The sequence below is a fragment of the Hyphomicrobium sp. genome (assembly GCF_047600905.1).
GTDB lineage: Bacteria > Pseudomonadota > Alphaproteobacteria > Rhizobiales > Hyphomicrobiaceae > Hyphomicrobium_B.
On record NZ_JASGKD010000001.1, the window covers coordinates 2,006,231 to 2,021,061 of the forward strand.

18 protein-coding genes are annotated in these 14,831 nt (G+C 60.9%); 7 read left to right on the plus strand and 11 right to left on the minus strand.

Features of this window, described 5'->3' with window-relative positions; all coding sequences use genetic code 11:
- The first annotated feature begins 263 nt into the window (after positions 1-263).
- Together QM780_RS09725 and QM780_RS09730 are read left to right on the plus strand one after the other, a co-directional pair.
- On the plus strand, positions 264-911 hold the full coding sequence (locus QM780_RS09725; RefSeq protein ID WP_415070271.1) for a histidine phosphotransferase family protein: 648 nt from the start codon (positions 264-266) through the stop codon (positions 909-911).
- Between the two features lie 144 nt (positions 912-1,055).
- On the plus strand, positions 1,056-1,424 hold the full coding sequence (locus QM780_RS09730) for a response regulator (protein WP_415070272.1): 369 nt from the start codon (positions 1,056-1,058) through the stop codon (positions 1,422-1,424).
- 51 nt (positions 1,425-1,475) lie between these two features.
- Here QM780_RS09730 and QM780_RS09735 read toward each other — a convergent pair whose 3' ends face one another.
- Together QM780_RS09735 and QM780_RS09740 are read right to left on the minus strand one after the other, a co-directional pair.
- Positions 1,476-2,162, minus strand: a complete 687-nt coding sequence (locus tag QM780_RS09735) for a hypothetical protein (protein WP_415070273.1) — start codon at positions 2,160-2,162, stop codon at positions 1,476-1,478.
- 185 nt (positions 2,163-2,347) lie between these two features.
- Entirely contained in the window at positions 2,348-2,644 is a 297-nt protein-coding gene (locus QM780_RS09740; RefSeq protein ID WP_415070275.1) for a hypothetical protein, read from the minus strand.
- 294 nt (positions 2,645-2,938) lie between these two features.
- Between QM780_RS09740 and QM780_RS09745 the strand changes: the two genes are divergently transcribed.
- Positions 2,939-3,223 carry a hypothetical protein gene (locus QM780_RS09745; RefSeq protein ID WP_415070277.1) on the plus strand — a complete coding sequence of 95 codons (285 nt, stop codon included), beginning with the start codon at positions 2,939-2,941 and terminating at the stop codon, positions 3,221-3,223.
- 276 nt (positions 3,224-3,499) lie between these two features.
- Here the strand turns inward: QM780_RS09745 and QM780_RS09750 are convergent, their stop codons facing one another.
- The 8 genes from QM780_RS09750 to QM780_RS09785 all read right to left on the minus strand — a co-directional run bounded on the left by QM780_RS09750 (position 3,500) and on the right by QM780_RS09785 (position 10,785).
- Entirely contained in the window at positions 3,500-3,715 is a 216-nt protein-coding gene (locus QM780_RS09750) for a cold-shock protein (RefSeq protein WP_013948788.1), read from the minus strand.
- 239 nt (positions 3,716-3,954) lie between these two features.
- Positions 3,955-4,797, minus strand: coding sequence for a 23S rRNA (adenine(2030)-N(6))-methyltransferase RlmJ (locus QM780_RS09755; RefSeq protein WP_415070278.1), 843 nt, complete (start codon positions 4,795-4,797; stop codon positions 3,955-3,957).
- Between the two features lie 43 nt (positions 4,798-4,840).
- A complete protein-coding gene (locus QM780_RS09760; protein ID WP_415070280.1) occupies positions 4,841-5,287 on the minus strand; it encodes a DNA polymerase III subunit chi in 447 nt (148 codons plus the stop codon).
- Between the two features lie 204 nt (positions 5,288-5,491).
- On the minus strand, positions 5,492-6,895 hold the full coding sequence (der, locus tag QM780_RS09765; RefSeq protein WP_415070281.1) for a ribosome biogenesis GTPase Der: 1,404 nt from the start codon (positions 6,893-6,895) through the stop codon (positions 5,492-5,494).
- An 84-nt stretch (positions 6,896-6,979) separates the two neighbouring features.
- Positions 6,980-8,326 (minus strand): PQQ-binding-like beta-propeller repeat protein, encoded by a 1,347-nt coding sequence (locus tag QM780_RS09770; RefSeq protein ID WP_415070283.1) that lies wholly within the window; start codon positions 8,324-8,326, stop codon positions 6,980-6,982.
- 29 nt (positions 8,327-8,355) lie between these two features.
- The gene (locus QM780_RS09775) at positions 8,356-9,138 is read right to left on the minus strand and encodes a tetratricopeptide repeat protein (RefSeq protein ID WP_415070284.1); all 783 of its coding nucleotides are present in this window, start codon (positions 9,136-9,138) and stop codon (positions 8,356-8,358) included.
- A 170-nt stretch (positions 9,139-9,308) separates the two neighbouring features.
- Positions 9,309-10,190 (minus strand): 3-methyl-2-oxobutanoate hydroxymethyltransferase, encoded by an 882-nt coding sequence (gene panB / locus QM780_RS09780; protein WP_415070286.1) that lies wholly within the window; start codon positions 10,188-10,190, stop codon positions 9,309-9,311.
- Between the two features lie 94 nt (positions 10,191-10,284).
- Positions 10,285-10,785, minus strand: a complete 501-nt coding sequence (locus tag QM780_RS09785; protein WP_415070287.1) for a hypothetical protein — start codon at positions 10,783-10,785, stop codon at positions 10,285-10,287.
- Here QM780_RS09785 and QM780_RS09790 point away from each other — a divergent pair.
- The 4 genes from QM780_RS09790 to QM780_RS09805 all read left to right on the plus strand — a co-directional run bounded on the left by QM780_RS09790 (position 10,772) and on the right by QM780_RS09805 (position 14,275).
- On the plus strand, positions 10,772-11,980 hold the full coding sequence (locus tag QM780_RS09790; RefSeq protein WP_415072002.1) for a L,D-transpeptidase family protein: 1,209 nt from the start codon (positions 10,772-10,774) through the stop codon (positions 11,978-11,980). The two genes, QM780_RS09785 and QM780_RS09790, sit on opposite strands and share 14 nt — an antisense overlap.
- Positions 11,961-12,302 carry a hypothetical protein gene (locus QM780_RS09795; protein ID WP_415070288.1) on the plus strand — a complete coding sequence of 114 codons (342 nt, stop codon included), beginning with the start codon at positions 11,961-11,963 and terminating at the stop codon, positions 12,300-12,302. Before QM780_RS09790 ends, QM780_RS09795 begins: the two co-directional genes overlap by 20 nt.
- 264 nt (positions 12,303-12,566) lie before the next feature.
- Positions 12,567-13,610 carry a sialidase family protein gene (locus tag QM780_RS09800; protein WP_415070289.1) on the plus strand — a complete coding sequence of 348 codons (1,044 nt, stop codon included), beginning with the start codon at positions 12,567-12,569 and terminating at the stop codon, positions 13,608-13,610.
- On the plus strand, positions 13,607-14,275 hold the full coding sequence (locus tag QM780_RS09805) for a hypothetical protein (RefSeq protein ID WP_415070291.1): 669 nt from the start codon (positions 13,607-13,609) through the stop codon (positions 14,273-14,275). Before QM780_RS09800 ends, QM780_RS09805 begins: the two co-directional genes overlap by 4 nt.
- On the opposite strand, the gene QM780_RS09810 is transcribed toward QM780_RS09805, so the two are convergent.
- Entirely contained in the window at positions 14,233-14,826 is a 594-nt protein-coding gene (locus tag QM780_RS09810) for an NnrU family protein (protein ID WP_415070292.1), read from the minus strand. The genes QM780_RS09805 and QM780_RS09810 overlap by 43 nt on opposite strands.
- Positions 14,827-14,831: the final 5 nt, after the last annotated feature.

Below are 14,831 nucleotides of genomic sequence, written 5' to 3' on the forward strand. Positions count from 1 at the left end.
ATTCGAATCATTCGGTGCGGCGCGATAGCGAGCCGCCAATACGTTGGTTGCGCCGCGGTCCAAACCGTTGCGCGCAAGACTCATGTCTTCCATGAAAATCGAGGCTCAAAGAGCCCACCGGCTACAAGACTTGGCAACCGTCTTGCGGCGCATGTATCAGAGCATTGGGTATTGTCGCAAGCGGCCTTGGCGTCTTCGCGTCGCGCTGTCGCGCATGAACTGCCGCAATCAAGCGACATGAATGATCTCGAAAAGGGCTAATGATGAACGAGCGCGTTCCTCCGACCGATCTCGAACTCGCCGCGCTGATTTCAAGCAGAATATGCCATGACATCATCAATCCGGTCGGCGCCATCATCAATGGCCTGGAGATTCTCGACGAGGACGACGACGCCCAGGCCCGCGACTATGCGCTAACGGTCATCCGCAACGTCACGGAGCAGGCATCGGCACGGCTGGAATTCGCGCGCTTTGCATTCGGCGCCGCCGGTTCTGCCGGCAGCATGATCGACCTGACCACGGCTGAGAAAATTTCGCGCGGCTTCGTCAGCATTACCCAAGGGAAACACAAACTCACGTGGCGCGGCGCGCCTGGCCTCGTCGTCAAGGACAAGGTCAAGCTTCTGCTCAACTTGATCGCTTCGGCGGTGACGGCGCTTCCCCGGGGCGGCGAGATCGACGTTTCGATCGGCGGTTCGTTCGAGCAGCCCACCTTCCTTATTCGCTGCAAAGGCACCGGTGCGCGGCCGCCGCAATATCTGACCGACTTCGTCGCGGGCAACCCGCTGGCGCTCGATGCGATCACCATTCAGGCCTATTACACATGGCGCATCGCGCCGTCGGCCGGGATGCGGCTCGAAATCCTGAAAGATGGCGCTGATATTTTGCTCGTCGCCAAGCCTGCCGTTTAAGGGCCTTTGCATTTCGGCATCGGCGGCTGCCATACGTCTTAAGCCGCCTTTAATATTTTATAGTCAATTTTCGCGGTATCGGTTCGGGTTTCCGGTTGCCCCGCTGTCGTACAGACAGCGCTCCTTCTGCGAGAAGCTCATAAAATGCTTCATTGCTTCGTTATCGACGACTCTGAAATCATCAGGAAGTACACGCGCCTGATCTTCGAGAACTTAGGCTTTCGTGTCAGCGAAGCCGATAGTGCGGTCGCGGCGATGGAGCGGCTGAGATCGGAAGAACCGGACTACATTCTGGTCGACTGGCGCCTGCCCGATACGAACAGCATCGAACTCATCGAAAAGATCCGGGCACTCCCAGCGAAGAAGTCGCCCTGCATCATCTACAATGTCACCGAGAACGAACCGCTCGAGATTCAGCGGGCGCTGGCGCGCGGGGCGGATACGTTTCTGCTCAAACCCTACAACCGTCAGATCATCGAGACGAAGCTGCAAGAAATTCGCGCCGCAGCGTGAACGGCAGCGGCGCGACAATTCGATAAGCAGTGAGCGTCGAGGCGCGTCGATTTACTGATTCGCGCGGCCGTCAGCGGGTGCCTCGGGTGTCGGATAGCCGCCGTCACTCGATGACGATGGCTCGACCGGGGCGATGCTGTCGGACTTGTGGACTTTGTGCTTAGACGCGCTCTCGCTCAGCGAGCCGGTCTCGACGGTGGACGCAGCCGACGCTTGCGCGCCTTCGGCGGGCTTCTTCACTTTCTTCAAGACGACCGATTTAGGATCGGGCACGCTTTGAGCCGAGGTTTTCACGATGGCCGGAGCGGCAGCGGGGTGGACGCTGGCTTCCTTCACGGCCTTTTTCTTCGAGGGCTTTTCTTCCGCGGCGGTTTCAGATGCCTTTGCGGGCTCGGCGTCATCGGCCGATGCCTTTTCAGAACCCGGCAGCGTGGAGCCACCCCAGCACACGGTGGCTTCGGCGGTGCAAGTATGCTCATCGAAGACGATGAAGTTCAGAAAGAGTTCGCACGAGACGCTCTTCTTTCCGGTTTTATAGTCGGAAACGCCTCGCTCCGTCATCTTCGAGGCGATGAGCTTGTCGAGAAGATCCTTGGCGTCCTTCGTCGGTCCGTCCTTGCCGTAGTCATTGACCGTGAAGCCGTAGCGCTTACATTCCGCATTGGCGGAAACCGTGGTGGCGGCGGCAATGGCCGCGGCCAAGCCTAATGCGGCAATAAATTTGCCTGAAAAGCGCATAACTTAAGTCTCCCTCAAAGCCCACCCTGGGATCAGGCTGTCTTTATATTGTCAGCACAATGGCGACATGAGGGCGAGTGGCGCGGATGCACCAGTTGACAGGATTCGCCTGTGGACGTCGGAAAGTCACAGATATCAAAAGGCCGCGACGATGCGCGGCCTCTGCCCGAAATGGCGAAAAGATCTCAGTGCATGTAGGGCGAATTTCCGCCGTACAGACTGCCAACGCCTGAGTCGAAGAAGAAGCTGTTATCGAACGGCCCGGCGATGGTCTGGTCGCGGAAATCAGGCGGGCCCGGAGGCGCTTTCCTCTTGTGCTGCGAACCGCCGTACGTGTTCACCGAATCGGACTTATCGTAGGAATAGCCGCCCTTCTTGCGATGAATCGAATAGTCTGAATTGTCTGGGTCGGCGAAGGCAGGCGCGACCAGCCCGACGAGGCAAATTCCCGCCACGAAGGCTGAAATCAATTTAGACATCATTCGTTTGGCCTTTCCGCCGTGGTTCGGTCCGCCGCTGAAAATACACTATAGCGCATAGTCTCGAAATTTATCGTTGCGCTGCCTCAAGAAAAGGTTTCCGGCCACATTTCGGTCCGGGATGTCACTTCTAGACCACGCATTCCCCAGCACAACCTTCTGAACGCCCCTCAATCACGCGCGAGAGTGGCGAGTGTGGTATGATTCTTAGTGTGGAAGCCCTCCGGGGTGCGCAGTTTCAAGATGCAAATAACGCACGGCTCGCCATTGTTCCAACCCAGCTCGTGGAGACGTCACATGGAATATCTTCCCTTAATTATCCAGCTCATCAGCGGTGCTCTTGGCGGCAATATTGCCGGTAGTCTGATGAAGAACATCAGCCTCGGTACGCTCGGCAATTCGATTGCCGGGATCGTCGGCGGTGGAATCGGAGGACAAATCCTCGAGCAGGTCTTCCATACGGCGGTGGCCGGCGGGACGTTGGACCCGGTTTCGATCATCACGCAAATTCTCGGCGGCGGCGCGGGTGGCGGCATTCTGCTCGCCATCGTAGGCGCTATTCGCAACGCGATGGCGAAGTAGGGACGGCGCAAACGTCCTTTCGATGTCGAGAAAGCTCGCTAGGTTGACGCTGGCGAGCTTTCTTTTTGAGCATCACTCTTGTCGAAAAAAGCAGCGACGAAGAGGTGATTTTTCTGTTCCCAGGATGCGGCGCTGCGAAAGCCGCATAGCCAGCCTGCCGCGCCGAGGGCCAGCGATCAAATCAGTGAGTGCATGCACCATTCAACGCGGCGGCATGAATTAACTCGCCGCCGTGACCGTAGTCACAGCGTGGGCAAGATCCCGTCGCGCAAAACTTCAGCCGGCTCTTTGCAGATCGACGGCCTTGGGACCCTTGCCGCGTTTATCGGGCTCGGTTTCGAACGAGATCCGCATTCCCTCGTTGAGTTCGCCGATCCCCGATCGCTCCACGGCCGTGACGTGCACGAATACGTCATTGCCGCCGGCGTCCGGCTTTATAAAGCCATAGCCTTTCTGGGAATTATAGAACTTCACGGTACCTGTCTGGCGCATGCATCGTCTCCTGGCAGCCCGGCTCACGATGAAAGCTCAACGCTTCGCATCGACAGCCGTGACGGGCCGCGGAGCCGGAAAATTCCAAGCGCCTCCCTACCGGATCGTACGAACACACGCCGGTTACGTCGAACGCGTCGGGAGCTCCCGTGCCGTTGCCCGCCTTAGCGTGCGGCAATTTATCCTGTAAATAGACGCACCTTGCAAGGCGAAATGCTGCAGAGCAACGACGTTGGCGGTTATTGAACGTCGGTCCGCAACCCAAAATGGCTGCCCGGACCCTCGGCCAGGTGGCGCTCCAGGGCGGGCATCACTGTCTCCAACTCGGCCTTCAGGACGAACGGCGGGTTGAGAACGAGAACGCCAGTGGCGGTGAGCCCAAGGCCCGGAAACGGCTTCGCCACCTGCAGCCGGACATCAAGGAATTCCATGCCGGGTCTGGAGGTCGCGACGGCAACGAAGCGATCAGCGGCCGCTTCGTCCTTGAGCGGATACCAGATGATGTAAGTCCCGGTCGCGAAACGCGCCAGGGCGTCGTCGATCGCCGTCGCCAGGTCCTTGAATTCGTTTTTCTCCTCGAACGGCGGATCGATGAGGACGAGGCCACGACGCTCCTTCGGCGGCAACAGCGATTTGACCGCGTGTCGCGCATCAATGTTCAGCACAGTGGTTGACTTGGCGCGCCGCAATTCCTGCTTGAGGCGCTGAAACTCTTCTTCGGCAAGTTCATTTGCGACGAGGACATCGTCGTCGCGCATCAGGTGGCGGGCGATCAACGGGCTTCCCGGATAGTGCTTGAGGCCGACGCCATTCACGGCTCGGACGGCGTCGAGATACGGCTGCAATAGATCGGCGACGTCCTTCGGCATATCGGTGTCGAAGATGCGCGCGATGCCGTCGCGCCACTCCGCGGTCTTGGCAGCTTCTTCGCCTTCGAGATCGTAAATGCCGCCGCCGGCGTGGGTGTCGATTACCCGGAACGGCTTCGGCTTCTGCGTCATGTAGGTGATGACGCGCGCCAGGACGACGTGCTTCAGGACGTCCGCGAAGTTTCCTGCGTGATAGTCGTGATGATAGTTCATCGGGAAGCGAACATCTTCTTGATGGGCGTGTAATCGGGATCGCTTAAGCTTTTTGTTCCCATCGCCCACTCGGGCTCTGCTGCCAATAGGTGACGGCGCAGCCGGCCGCCTTTGCAGCCTTCCACTGATTGCGCGCGGACGCCACGGCATCCGTGTCATGGCCGTCAAACACATAGACGAAGCGCTCGGCGCCGGAAAACTCGCGCGCTTCGGCGCCATCGACGAGAAAGCGGACGCCGGCACCGTTCGGCGTTTCGTCGGTGAGCGTCAGATAGATGGGCTGATCGCCGGAGTGGCCGATCCGAGCCGTGCCGTGCGGCAGGAAGCTGTCATCGGCATATGTCCAAAGCGCCTGGTCGAGCGCATCCAGGCGCTCTTCGTTTCCGACCTGAACGACGGCGCGCCAACCGCGGGCCAAAGTCTTCTCGAGAAGGCTTGGCAGAACGCGCTCGAGCGGCTGATGTTCGAGGTGGTAGAAGAAGACATCCATCGCTCTCGCATCGCCCAGAAAGCCGCGAAAAGCAAGACAATGGCGGAGGCCTTGACGCGCGGGCGACGCTTCCTATCTATCGCTGTCCGGAGCGGCGCCAGTTTTGATCGGCTGACGCCCGTGCGGGCGGTGAGCGTGGCGGATCGAGGTCAAACTCGCTGCTGTTTGCTCCCGCCCGCTGCGACTTTCCTCTACCGCAATCCGCTATTTCTTCGAGAACGGATTTTCGCCTTTGCGAAGGCTGAAGCGGATAGGCACGCCGGGAAGATCGAACGTCTGACGCAGAGAGTTCGTCAGGTATTTCACATAGGATTGCGGCAGGGCTTCCGCGCGCTGCGAAAAAGCGACGAACGTCGGTGGCCGTGTCGATGGCTGCGTGACGTAGCGGATCTTGATGCGCTTGCCATGGACGGCGGGCGGCGAATGACGGCTCATGGCTTCGTCGAGCCAGCGGTTGAGCTGCGGTGTCGAAACGCGCCGGTTCCAGGTGGCGTAGACCTTCGAGATCGCGCTCATGAGCTGGTCGAGGCCGGTTTCCGAACGTGCCGAGATGGCGATGAAGGGAACGTCGGGAACCTGGGCGAGACTTTCTGCGACGGTCTTTTTCAGATCGCGCAAGGTTTTCTGCTTTTCGGGAACGAGGTCCCATTTGTTGACCGCGACGACGAGTGCGCGACCCTCTTCGGTGACGCGATGGCCGATCGTCAGATCCTGATGCTCGAAGGGATGTTCGGCATCGATCAGAAGCACGACGACCTCGGCGAAGCGGATAGCGCGGATGGCGTCGCTCGCCGACAGCTTTTCCGCCGTTTCGGTGATCTTAGCTTTGCGGCGCAGTCCGGCGGTATCAAACAAACGGATCTGCTGACCCTTCCATTCGAAATCGCTCGACACGCTGTCGCGCGTCAGGCCGGGCTCGGGTCCGGTGATCATGCGGTCTTCGCCGAGCAGGGCATTGACGAGCGTGGATTTGCCGGCGTTCGGTCGACCGACAATGGCGACGCGGATCGGCTTCGGCGCCCGCGCGCGATCTTCGGTTTTCTCGTCGTCCGCCGTCTCATCGCCCTTACGGCGCTTCTTGACGACAGGCGCTGGCTTCAATCCCAGCGCCGCCAGAACATCGTCGGCAAGATCGCCGATGCCTTCGCCGTGCTCAGCCGAAATTGCGATCGGAGCGCCGAGACCGAGCGAGAAGGCGTCGAGCACGCCGTCGGTGCCCTTGCTGCCCTCAGCCTTATTCGCAACCAGCACGACCGGCTTGCCGGAATGACGCGCGATGCGGGCGAAAGCAGTGTCGGCCGCGGTCACGCCTGCTCGTGCGTCGATGACGAACAGCACGAGGTCAGCGTCGGCGATGGCCTGTTCCGACTGCTTGCGCATACGGTCGGCAATGGACCCGCGCTGCGCTTCCTCAAGGCCCGCCGTATCGACGAGACGGACGTCGACGCCGAGTAGATTGGCGACGCCTTCACGGCGATCGCGGGTCAAGCCGGGCAGGTCCGAGACGAGAGCCGCGCGCGACGCGGTCAGGCGGTTGAACAGCGTCGATTTGCCGACATTCGGACGGCCGACAATGGCGACGACGGGATTTTCAGTGGACGACGACAAAAGAGGAACCAGGCTGCGAAAATGGGGGGATGGCGGCTTCTCCACGCGTGGCGGCGAGCCGTGGATGCCCTCCTAGCCGAATTCTCAGTTGAGCGCGATGAGTTTTGCGGAATCGGTCAAAACGTACATGTGGCCCTGGGCGACGATAGGGGGAATGTAAACCGTCTCTCCCAGTTCCAGCGTGCCAGCGACCTTGCCGGTCGCCGGTTCGACACTGACCACCTGACCGGTGCTCGACACCAGCCACAGCGTGTTTGCCGCCATGATTGGGCCGGCGTAGTTTTTTGCCGCCGGCAACTGCGTCAGCCAGCGGGTCTTGCCGTCGGTTCGCGACAGCGCCATCAGCCGCCCGCCGGTATCGACGACGTAAACCGTATCGCCTGCTACGCAGGGCGGCTCGGATCCGGGGATGCTCAACGACCAGAGGCGATCGCCGGATTTCGCCTGGGCGGCGATCATGCGGCCGGCATGTCCAATGGCAAAGACGATGCCGTTGTCGATTGCCGGACGAGCAACGTCGCTCATGGAGGCGATTTGCGACGTCTGGCGGGTGCGCGAAAGGTTTTCGGTCCAGACCGTCGAACCGTCGGACAGCTTGAACGCCATGATGTCCCCGGAAGGATACGGCACGACGACGACATCGCCATCGACCGCGGGGCTCGTCGACGTCATCAGGCTGGCGCTTTGCGGCAGGCCGCGCGAGGTCCAGAGCTCGGATCCGTCGACGCCGCTCAGGCAATAGAACTTGCCGTCGATGGTGATGACGTAAAGCCGATCGCCTGCAGCCGTCGGCGCTGCGCGCACCGGCACATCAAGACTTTTCGACCAGATCGATTTTCCCGTCGCCGGGTCGAGGGCCGATACGACTCCGTAACCGTTAGCCACATAGAGGCGGCCATTTTCAGCGGCCAGACCGCCGCCGTAGCCACCGAGGCCGACGGTCGTCTCGGGTTTGGTCGAGACCGAGAAGACGCTGCTGCCTGACGGCGTGAAGGCGGAAACGTTGGCTGCCGCGTCGAGCGTATAAATACGACCGTCGAAGACAATCGGGCTGGCGGTGACGCGACCCGTCTTCGATGAGCCTGTGCCGGCGCTGGCGCTCCAAAGCTGATGCACGGCACCGGTGAGCGCAAGATTGCCGGGGGCATTGTTTGCGTCGCCGCCGGGCTGCGACCAGGCATCGTTGGTGCGCGGCGACGGGACGACGATCGGCTTACTGGCGTCGGCCAGATTGGAGGAGATGCTCTCGGTCGTCTCGACGATCGGAATGCGGCGGCCGGGAAGCGGAACTTGCTTTTCCTTAAACGGATTGAGTTCGCTGATCTTGGGAAGGGAAGGCCCATCGCCGGCGCAACCGCCAAGCCAAAGCGATGCTGCGACCGCCAGAAGCGACGCCGCGCACAAACCTATCTGCCTTCCCCCTCGCTTCAACCCCGTCTCCCTCGCACCGCTGCGCGGTTTTACTTTTTATCGGTGCTCGCAGCCCCACCCGCCGTAGGCTGCGCTTCCGTCTTGCCCGGCTCCGACGGCGTTCCCGTCGAGGCGGCCGGTGCCGGAGCCGGAGCTGCCGGTTTGGCCGCGACTTCAGCGGCGGCTATCTCTCCCAAAACGATCTTAACACGATCCTGAATGTCTTCCGACGCGTTCGGGTCGATCAAGAGCGGTTCGAGATACTTCCTCGCCTCGTCGTAATTCTTCGCCTTGTAAGCGGCGATTCCAAGGAACTCGCGCGCCGTGTTTGCAAACGGAGCGCCGTCCGCAGCGAGAGGTGTCAGGCGATTTTGGAGTTCCGTATAGTCGGCATCGGCCATCCGAAGCGATGCGGCCTGCAGTTCTGCAAAGCTTTTCAACAGGTCATCCCCGCCCGACTGCTTTGCCAGGGAGTTGTAGGTTGCAACAGCATCGGCGGTTTTGCCGTCTTTAGCTTCGGCACCGGCGAGGCGGAGCTTGGCGAGAGCGGCGTAACCCGCGGGGCCGTCATCGGCGATGGCCTTGAAAGCCTTTGCGGCGTCATCCTTTTTCTTGTCGTCGCTCAACGTCTCGGCTGCCGCGAAGCTGGCTCCTGCCGCTTCCTGCGATGCAATCCGCGTCGTCTCGAAATACTTATAGCCGGCCACCGCAAGGACGATCAGCGTGGCGCCACCGAGGATCAGGCCGCTGTACCGCTGCCAAATTTTCTGCATCTGCTCGCGGCGGATTTCTTCCTGCACCTCGCGAAGCAGACTGTCGTCGTTCTCGGCCATTGACCTCAATCACCTCATTCAGACGCCGGACCTCGGAACGAGGGGTTTTTCCCACGGCCGACCCGGGCGCCGGGCATAGATAGCTGAGCGGGCGCTGCGGGCAAGCCCTGGCCGCAAGTTTCCCTGACGTATCGCGGCCGGTTTCTCGTCCCTTTTCGGCCGCGAGCGAGCTAAGTGCTCGTAGTCTTGGGCTTTTTCGTGGCTCGCACGGGCGAGATCGAGGCTTCGAGCTCGGGGCTTTTGAGCGCGTAGGTGTGTTCCGGACCGGGGAACGTGCGACCACGGACTTCGTCGGCGTAGGAGGCGATGGCGCGGTCGATCGCGGCACCGATGGCTCCGAACTTCTTGACGAACTTCGGCACGTTCGGGGACAGGCCGAGCATATCCTCCATGACGAGGATCTGGCCGTCGCATCCGGCGGAGGCTCCGATACCGATGGTCGGGATCGGGATGGCTTTAGTGATCCGCTCGGCGAGAGGCGAGGTCATCGCCTCTAGAACGACTGCAAAAGCCCCGGCTTCCGCGACGAGACGGGCATCCTCCTCGATCGCTTGCCACTGATCGACGGTTCGCCCCTGGGTTTTGAAACCACCCAAAACGTTGACCGACTGAGGGGTGAGGCCGATGTGGGCCATTACCGGAATACCGCGGTCGACGAGATAGCGGATGGTTTCAGCCATCCGGCGGCCGCCTTCGAGCTTGACGGCGCCGCAATCGGTTTCCTTCATCACGCGCGCAGCGTTGCGAAACGCTACCGAGGGACTTTCCTCGTAGGTCGCGAACGGCATATCGACCACGACGAGCGCCTTTTTCGAGCCGCGTACCACGGCCTGGCCGTGCATGATCATCAAATCGAGCGGAACCGGCACAGTCGTCTCGAAGCCATGCATCACCATGCCGAGGCTATCGCCGACGAGCAGGAAATCGCAGTGATTGTCGGCGATCGCCGCGGTGTGGGCGTGGTAAGACGTGAGCGCAACGATGGGTTCGCCACCTTTGCGGGCGGCGATGTCTGGCGCCATAAGCCGGCGGCGCTTGACGTGAATAGACATTTTTCTCCGATCGGCACGAGCCGCGCTTGCGGTTCAGACACTGAACAACCGCTGTTGCGCCCCGATGTGGGGCTTCGAGGCGTCGCTGTCACCCTCAATCAGCTAAACACAGTTTATGAAAATAGCAGCGATCCCGCCAGCTTTCAGGGCGACCAAAGACCACTTGCATGGTAAATTTTTCCACGGGCCGTCCACAAATATTTCCATCGCCGGAGTAAAAGCGTTGAATTGGCGCAACATCGCTCACGTCGAATGCTGTGGGCGAAGGGCACTTCAGTTGCGTGCTCGGACCTGCCTCTGTTAGCCAATTCTCAGCGCATAACTCGAAGGCCACGTTACGGCCGGGCGGTGTCGCTGCGACGGTTTTGCTTTTTTGGCGTCGGGTGGGTTGCGTGCGTCGTTCCGAGAAAGTCAGCGGCAGTCTCTCTCCGGCGTTGCGTTCGATCGCGGCCAGCGCGGTCGTCGTCGGGATGCTGGCGGGTACGCTGCCGGCGAATGCAAAATCAAAAAGCGGGCTGCTCAGGCTTAAATCGCAGGCTGAGGCGACGGTCGCGGCGCAGACGAATTCGCCGTTGCTGATCGTGGTTTCGATCAAGAAGCAGCGCGTTCGTGTTTTCGACATCAATGGCGAGGTCACGTCGTCGCGGATCTCTTCAGGCAAGCCCGGTCACGATACCCCGCAGGGCGTGTTCTCAATCCTCGAAAAGAACGTCTATCACGTCAGCAATATCTACTCCGGCGCGTCGATGCCGTATCAGGAGCGCATCACCTGGTCGGGGATCGCGTTTCATGCTGGCGACGTACCGGGTTACCGCGCATCGCACGGGTGCATCCGGCTGCCTTACAGCTTCGCCCGAAAACTTTATGGGCTGACCAAGATCGGCAACCGGGTGGTCGTGTCCTACGACGATCCAGAGCCGATCGCATTCGATAGCCCGAAGCTGTTCCAGCCGCTGCCTCTCGAAGACGCGACGGCCATGAAGTCCGACCCGACGCGGCCTCAGCTGATCGCGGTCAATGACCGGACCGACGACAATTCGACGACCGACGCTTTGCAGGGCGTTCCGCGGCTGATCGGCGTTTCGCCGGCGCTTTTGCGTGCGGTCGCGGAAATGCCGAAGGATCCGCAGCGGCGTCCGACGACGCGCACCGAAGCTGACCAGATCATGCAGGAAAAGCTCGATGGCGCGCGCAGCGCCGTCAAAACGGCAGAGGCGGCGCTGACCGCAACCGACGAAAAATCGAAGTCGACGGCCAAGGATTTCGCGGACGCCAGCGAGAAGTTCGAAGCGGCGCGTCGGTCGATCGAACCGCTTCGCAACGCCGTCAAATCGGCGGAAGCGCGGCAGAAGGATGCTATCGCTGCTTTCGAAGCGTATATGTCCGGCCCCTCGGACAATGCGAAAGGCGACGCCGCGCAAGCGTCCGCGCAGTCCGACGACAGCGAGATGGATCGCGAGGCCGAGCTTGAGGGCGCGGTGCTCGATCTTACGATCGAAGCCGACAAGGCGCGGGCGGAAGCCGCAGCAAACGAGATACGCTTTGCCGAAGTCCAAGCCGCGTACTCGGCCGCCCAGAACGCCCGCGACGACGCCATGGGAGCGTTCCGCGACGCGCAATCGGATCTGGCGTCGGCTCAGGCCACACTGACCGATGCCAACAAGGCGATGCGGCTGCGCTCGAAGCCGGTTTCCGTGCTCGTCAGTCTCAGAGCGCAAAGAATTCTACGTCCGGCAGGGTGTCGAGCCACTGCTCGAAGCGCCGATCGCGGTGTCCCCGCTCAAGCATAAGGTCGGGACGCATGTGTTCACGGCCATGCGCTATGGCAGCGACCCCAATACGTTCGACTGGCGCCTCGTCAGCGCGCAGACGCCCTCGCCGGGCCAGCCTTTCGAAGAGGGGCGGAAGTCGAAACGAACGGCGTTGGCGCAGGGCCAAGTGCTGGACATCCAGATGGCCAACGAAGCGCTCGAAGCCTTCACCATTCCCGACGACATCCGGCAAACCATTACCGAGCTCGCGCGTCCGGGATCGTCGCTGATCGTTTCGGATCGCGAATTGCCAGTCAACGAAAACGGCAGCGGGACCGAGTTCGTCGTGCTGACACGATAGCAACACCGGCGCGTTCATATTCGCCATGCACGCCGGAATTGCTGGTTCTCATCGTTCATCCCGCTGTTGACAGTCGTCCGCGTTGCTCTATTCCCTCCGCCAACACAGACGTGGTGAAAAAATTTGCTGACCAATGGCGGAACACGTGCCCTCGCTCGCTGGGCTTTGGTCTTTTCCTCGGCGGCGCTGGTTGTTCTGCTTGTTTTCAGGATGGCGCCGAGGACGGAACCGTGGACGTTCGCCGTTTCGGTGCCCGAGCAGCCGATGAACGGGCCGCCTCAGCTTGCAGCAGATATCGTAACGCCTGCGAACGAGGCGGATTTCGTTCATGCCCCGTCAGCCGTGACAGTCCCGAACGGCGTGCGCGCATTCTGGTATCGCGCCGTTTATGAGGGCGCGAACGACGCCGAACTCGTCTCATCGACATTCGACGGCACACGCTGGTCTTCGACGCACGTGGTGACGAACAGCGAAAGCGTAAGCCGCGACCTCGGCATCACGATCAAGTCACTCGCCAATCCAGTTCCTTTGCGCCGCTCGGATAATGAGATCTGGCTTTTTTTCTCGGCGTCGCGCCTGAGCGGATGGGCGACATGCGAAATCGGGCTGATGCGCTCGTTCGACAATGGGGCGACATGGGGTCCGGCGGAACGGGTTTATGCGTCGCCGTTCTTCAACCTGTCCCATCTGACCAAATCGCCGCCCATTCTATTTTCCGACGGGCGCATCGGCCTCCCTGCCTACGAAGAAATGAACAGGAAATTTCCGGTTCTCTTGGTGCTCAATTCGGACGGGCATGTCATCGACCGGCGGCGCATGGGGCACGGCGGCAAAGTCGGATATCAGCCAATGATTGTGCCAACAGGCCCCTCGACGGCCATCGCCTTCGTGCGTCCGCTCAAGAGCCGGAAACCGCGGACGGTGCTCATTACCCGTACAGAGGACGGCGGCCAGAGTTGGTCGCCCGTTCGTCCGATCGATTTGCCGAACCCCGGCGGTCCGATTTCGGCCGTCCGCTATGACGCCACGCATATTTTGATGGCCTTCAACGACGACGCGGACGTCGAGAGCAACATCACGCTGGCGCTGTCCGATCTCGAGGGCAAGACTTTCAAGCGCCTCGGCGTCGTCGCCCGTATGGAGGATCGCAACAACGACGCCATCCTCGCCTATCCGTATCTAATCCAATCGGCGCCCGGTCAGTTTGACGTTTTCTATTCGCGGCCGATCAAGACGATCAATCATGTTCGCGTTTCGAGCGCTTGGCTGCAGCGCAGCGCGCAGCAGCAGACGGCGCAGCAACGATGAGCAGCAGCATCAACACGATTCTGAACAGTTCGGGCACGGCGCTTATCATCTTCACGGTATCCGCAGCGCTGGCGGGGATCTGGACGAAGAGCGCTGCGACGCGCATCGCCGCTGGCCTCGCGGTTCTGGTCGCCACACTTTTCCTCTCTATATCGACGCGTTCGCTTTTTGCGTGGACCGTTTCGGGGGTCGAACGGCCGTCGTTTCCAGGATTTATGCTGCTAGCGGTGCTGGCGGTCGCGACGATTACCCGTAGACCGATCGCAGCTTCGGCGGAATTCCGATTTGCAACGCTGGTCCTGGCGGTCGCGGGCCTTTTCCTTTATCCGGCCGCCAACGGTTTTCTCAATCGGGACCCTTACGTCGCGGGTTATAGCGGCTATCTGCTTTGCGCGGCTGTCGCTGTCGTCATCGCGTATGCGTTGTTCCGCGGTTATCTCCTCACGGCATTTGCTTTGAATGTCGCGATCGTCGCGTTCCTGCTCAACGTCGGCGCGAGCCGGAACCTATGGGACTACGTCATGGACCCCGTCGCGTGGCTCATCGGCTGCGGGACGTGGATCGCGCTCGCTGCCGGATTTGCAATCCGGGCGATCGCACCGGCAAAAATTCAGCCGGTGTCTCAGCCGAGCTCAGGCATTGGCGAGACGCCAATCAGCCATTGATGGCCGCCAAGCAGTAGCGCCGCATAAAGCCCAACGCCGATGACAACGACAAGAACGTCATTCAAGGCGCTTGCCGGCTTGGCATTGCCGAGCGGGCCGGCGGCCCCACGCTTCTTGACCGAAATCCGATCATAGACGGCAAACGCAAGGAACGAGCCGAACAGAAGAAGCGCCGCGAGATCGCCATTGGCGAGAAGATGCGCGAGCGCCCACGTCTTGATCGCAATCAGCATCGGGTGACGCGTCACGGTGCGGATGCGCGACGGTATCAACGACGCTACCAGCAGGATCATCGCGGGCAGCATCAGCGCCACAGCGATATGACGAGTCCAAATCGGAGGATCCCAAAGGATCGGGTTCTTGCCAGGATGAATCTGCAGCTTGTGAAAGCCGAGGACGATCACGACGAGGCCGGCGAGCGACAGAAGCGAGAAGAGAATTTTATAGGGTGTCTCGCCGATACGCTCCTTCAGGGCATCGCGGAGTTCGGGCGATGTGGGCAGCAGGTGGACGCCGAGAAACAAGATCAGACCGACGATCAGCACCATCATGGCAT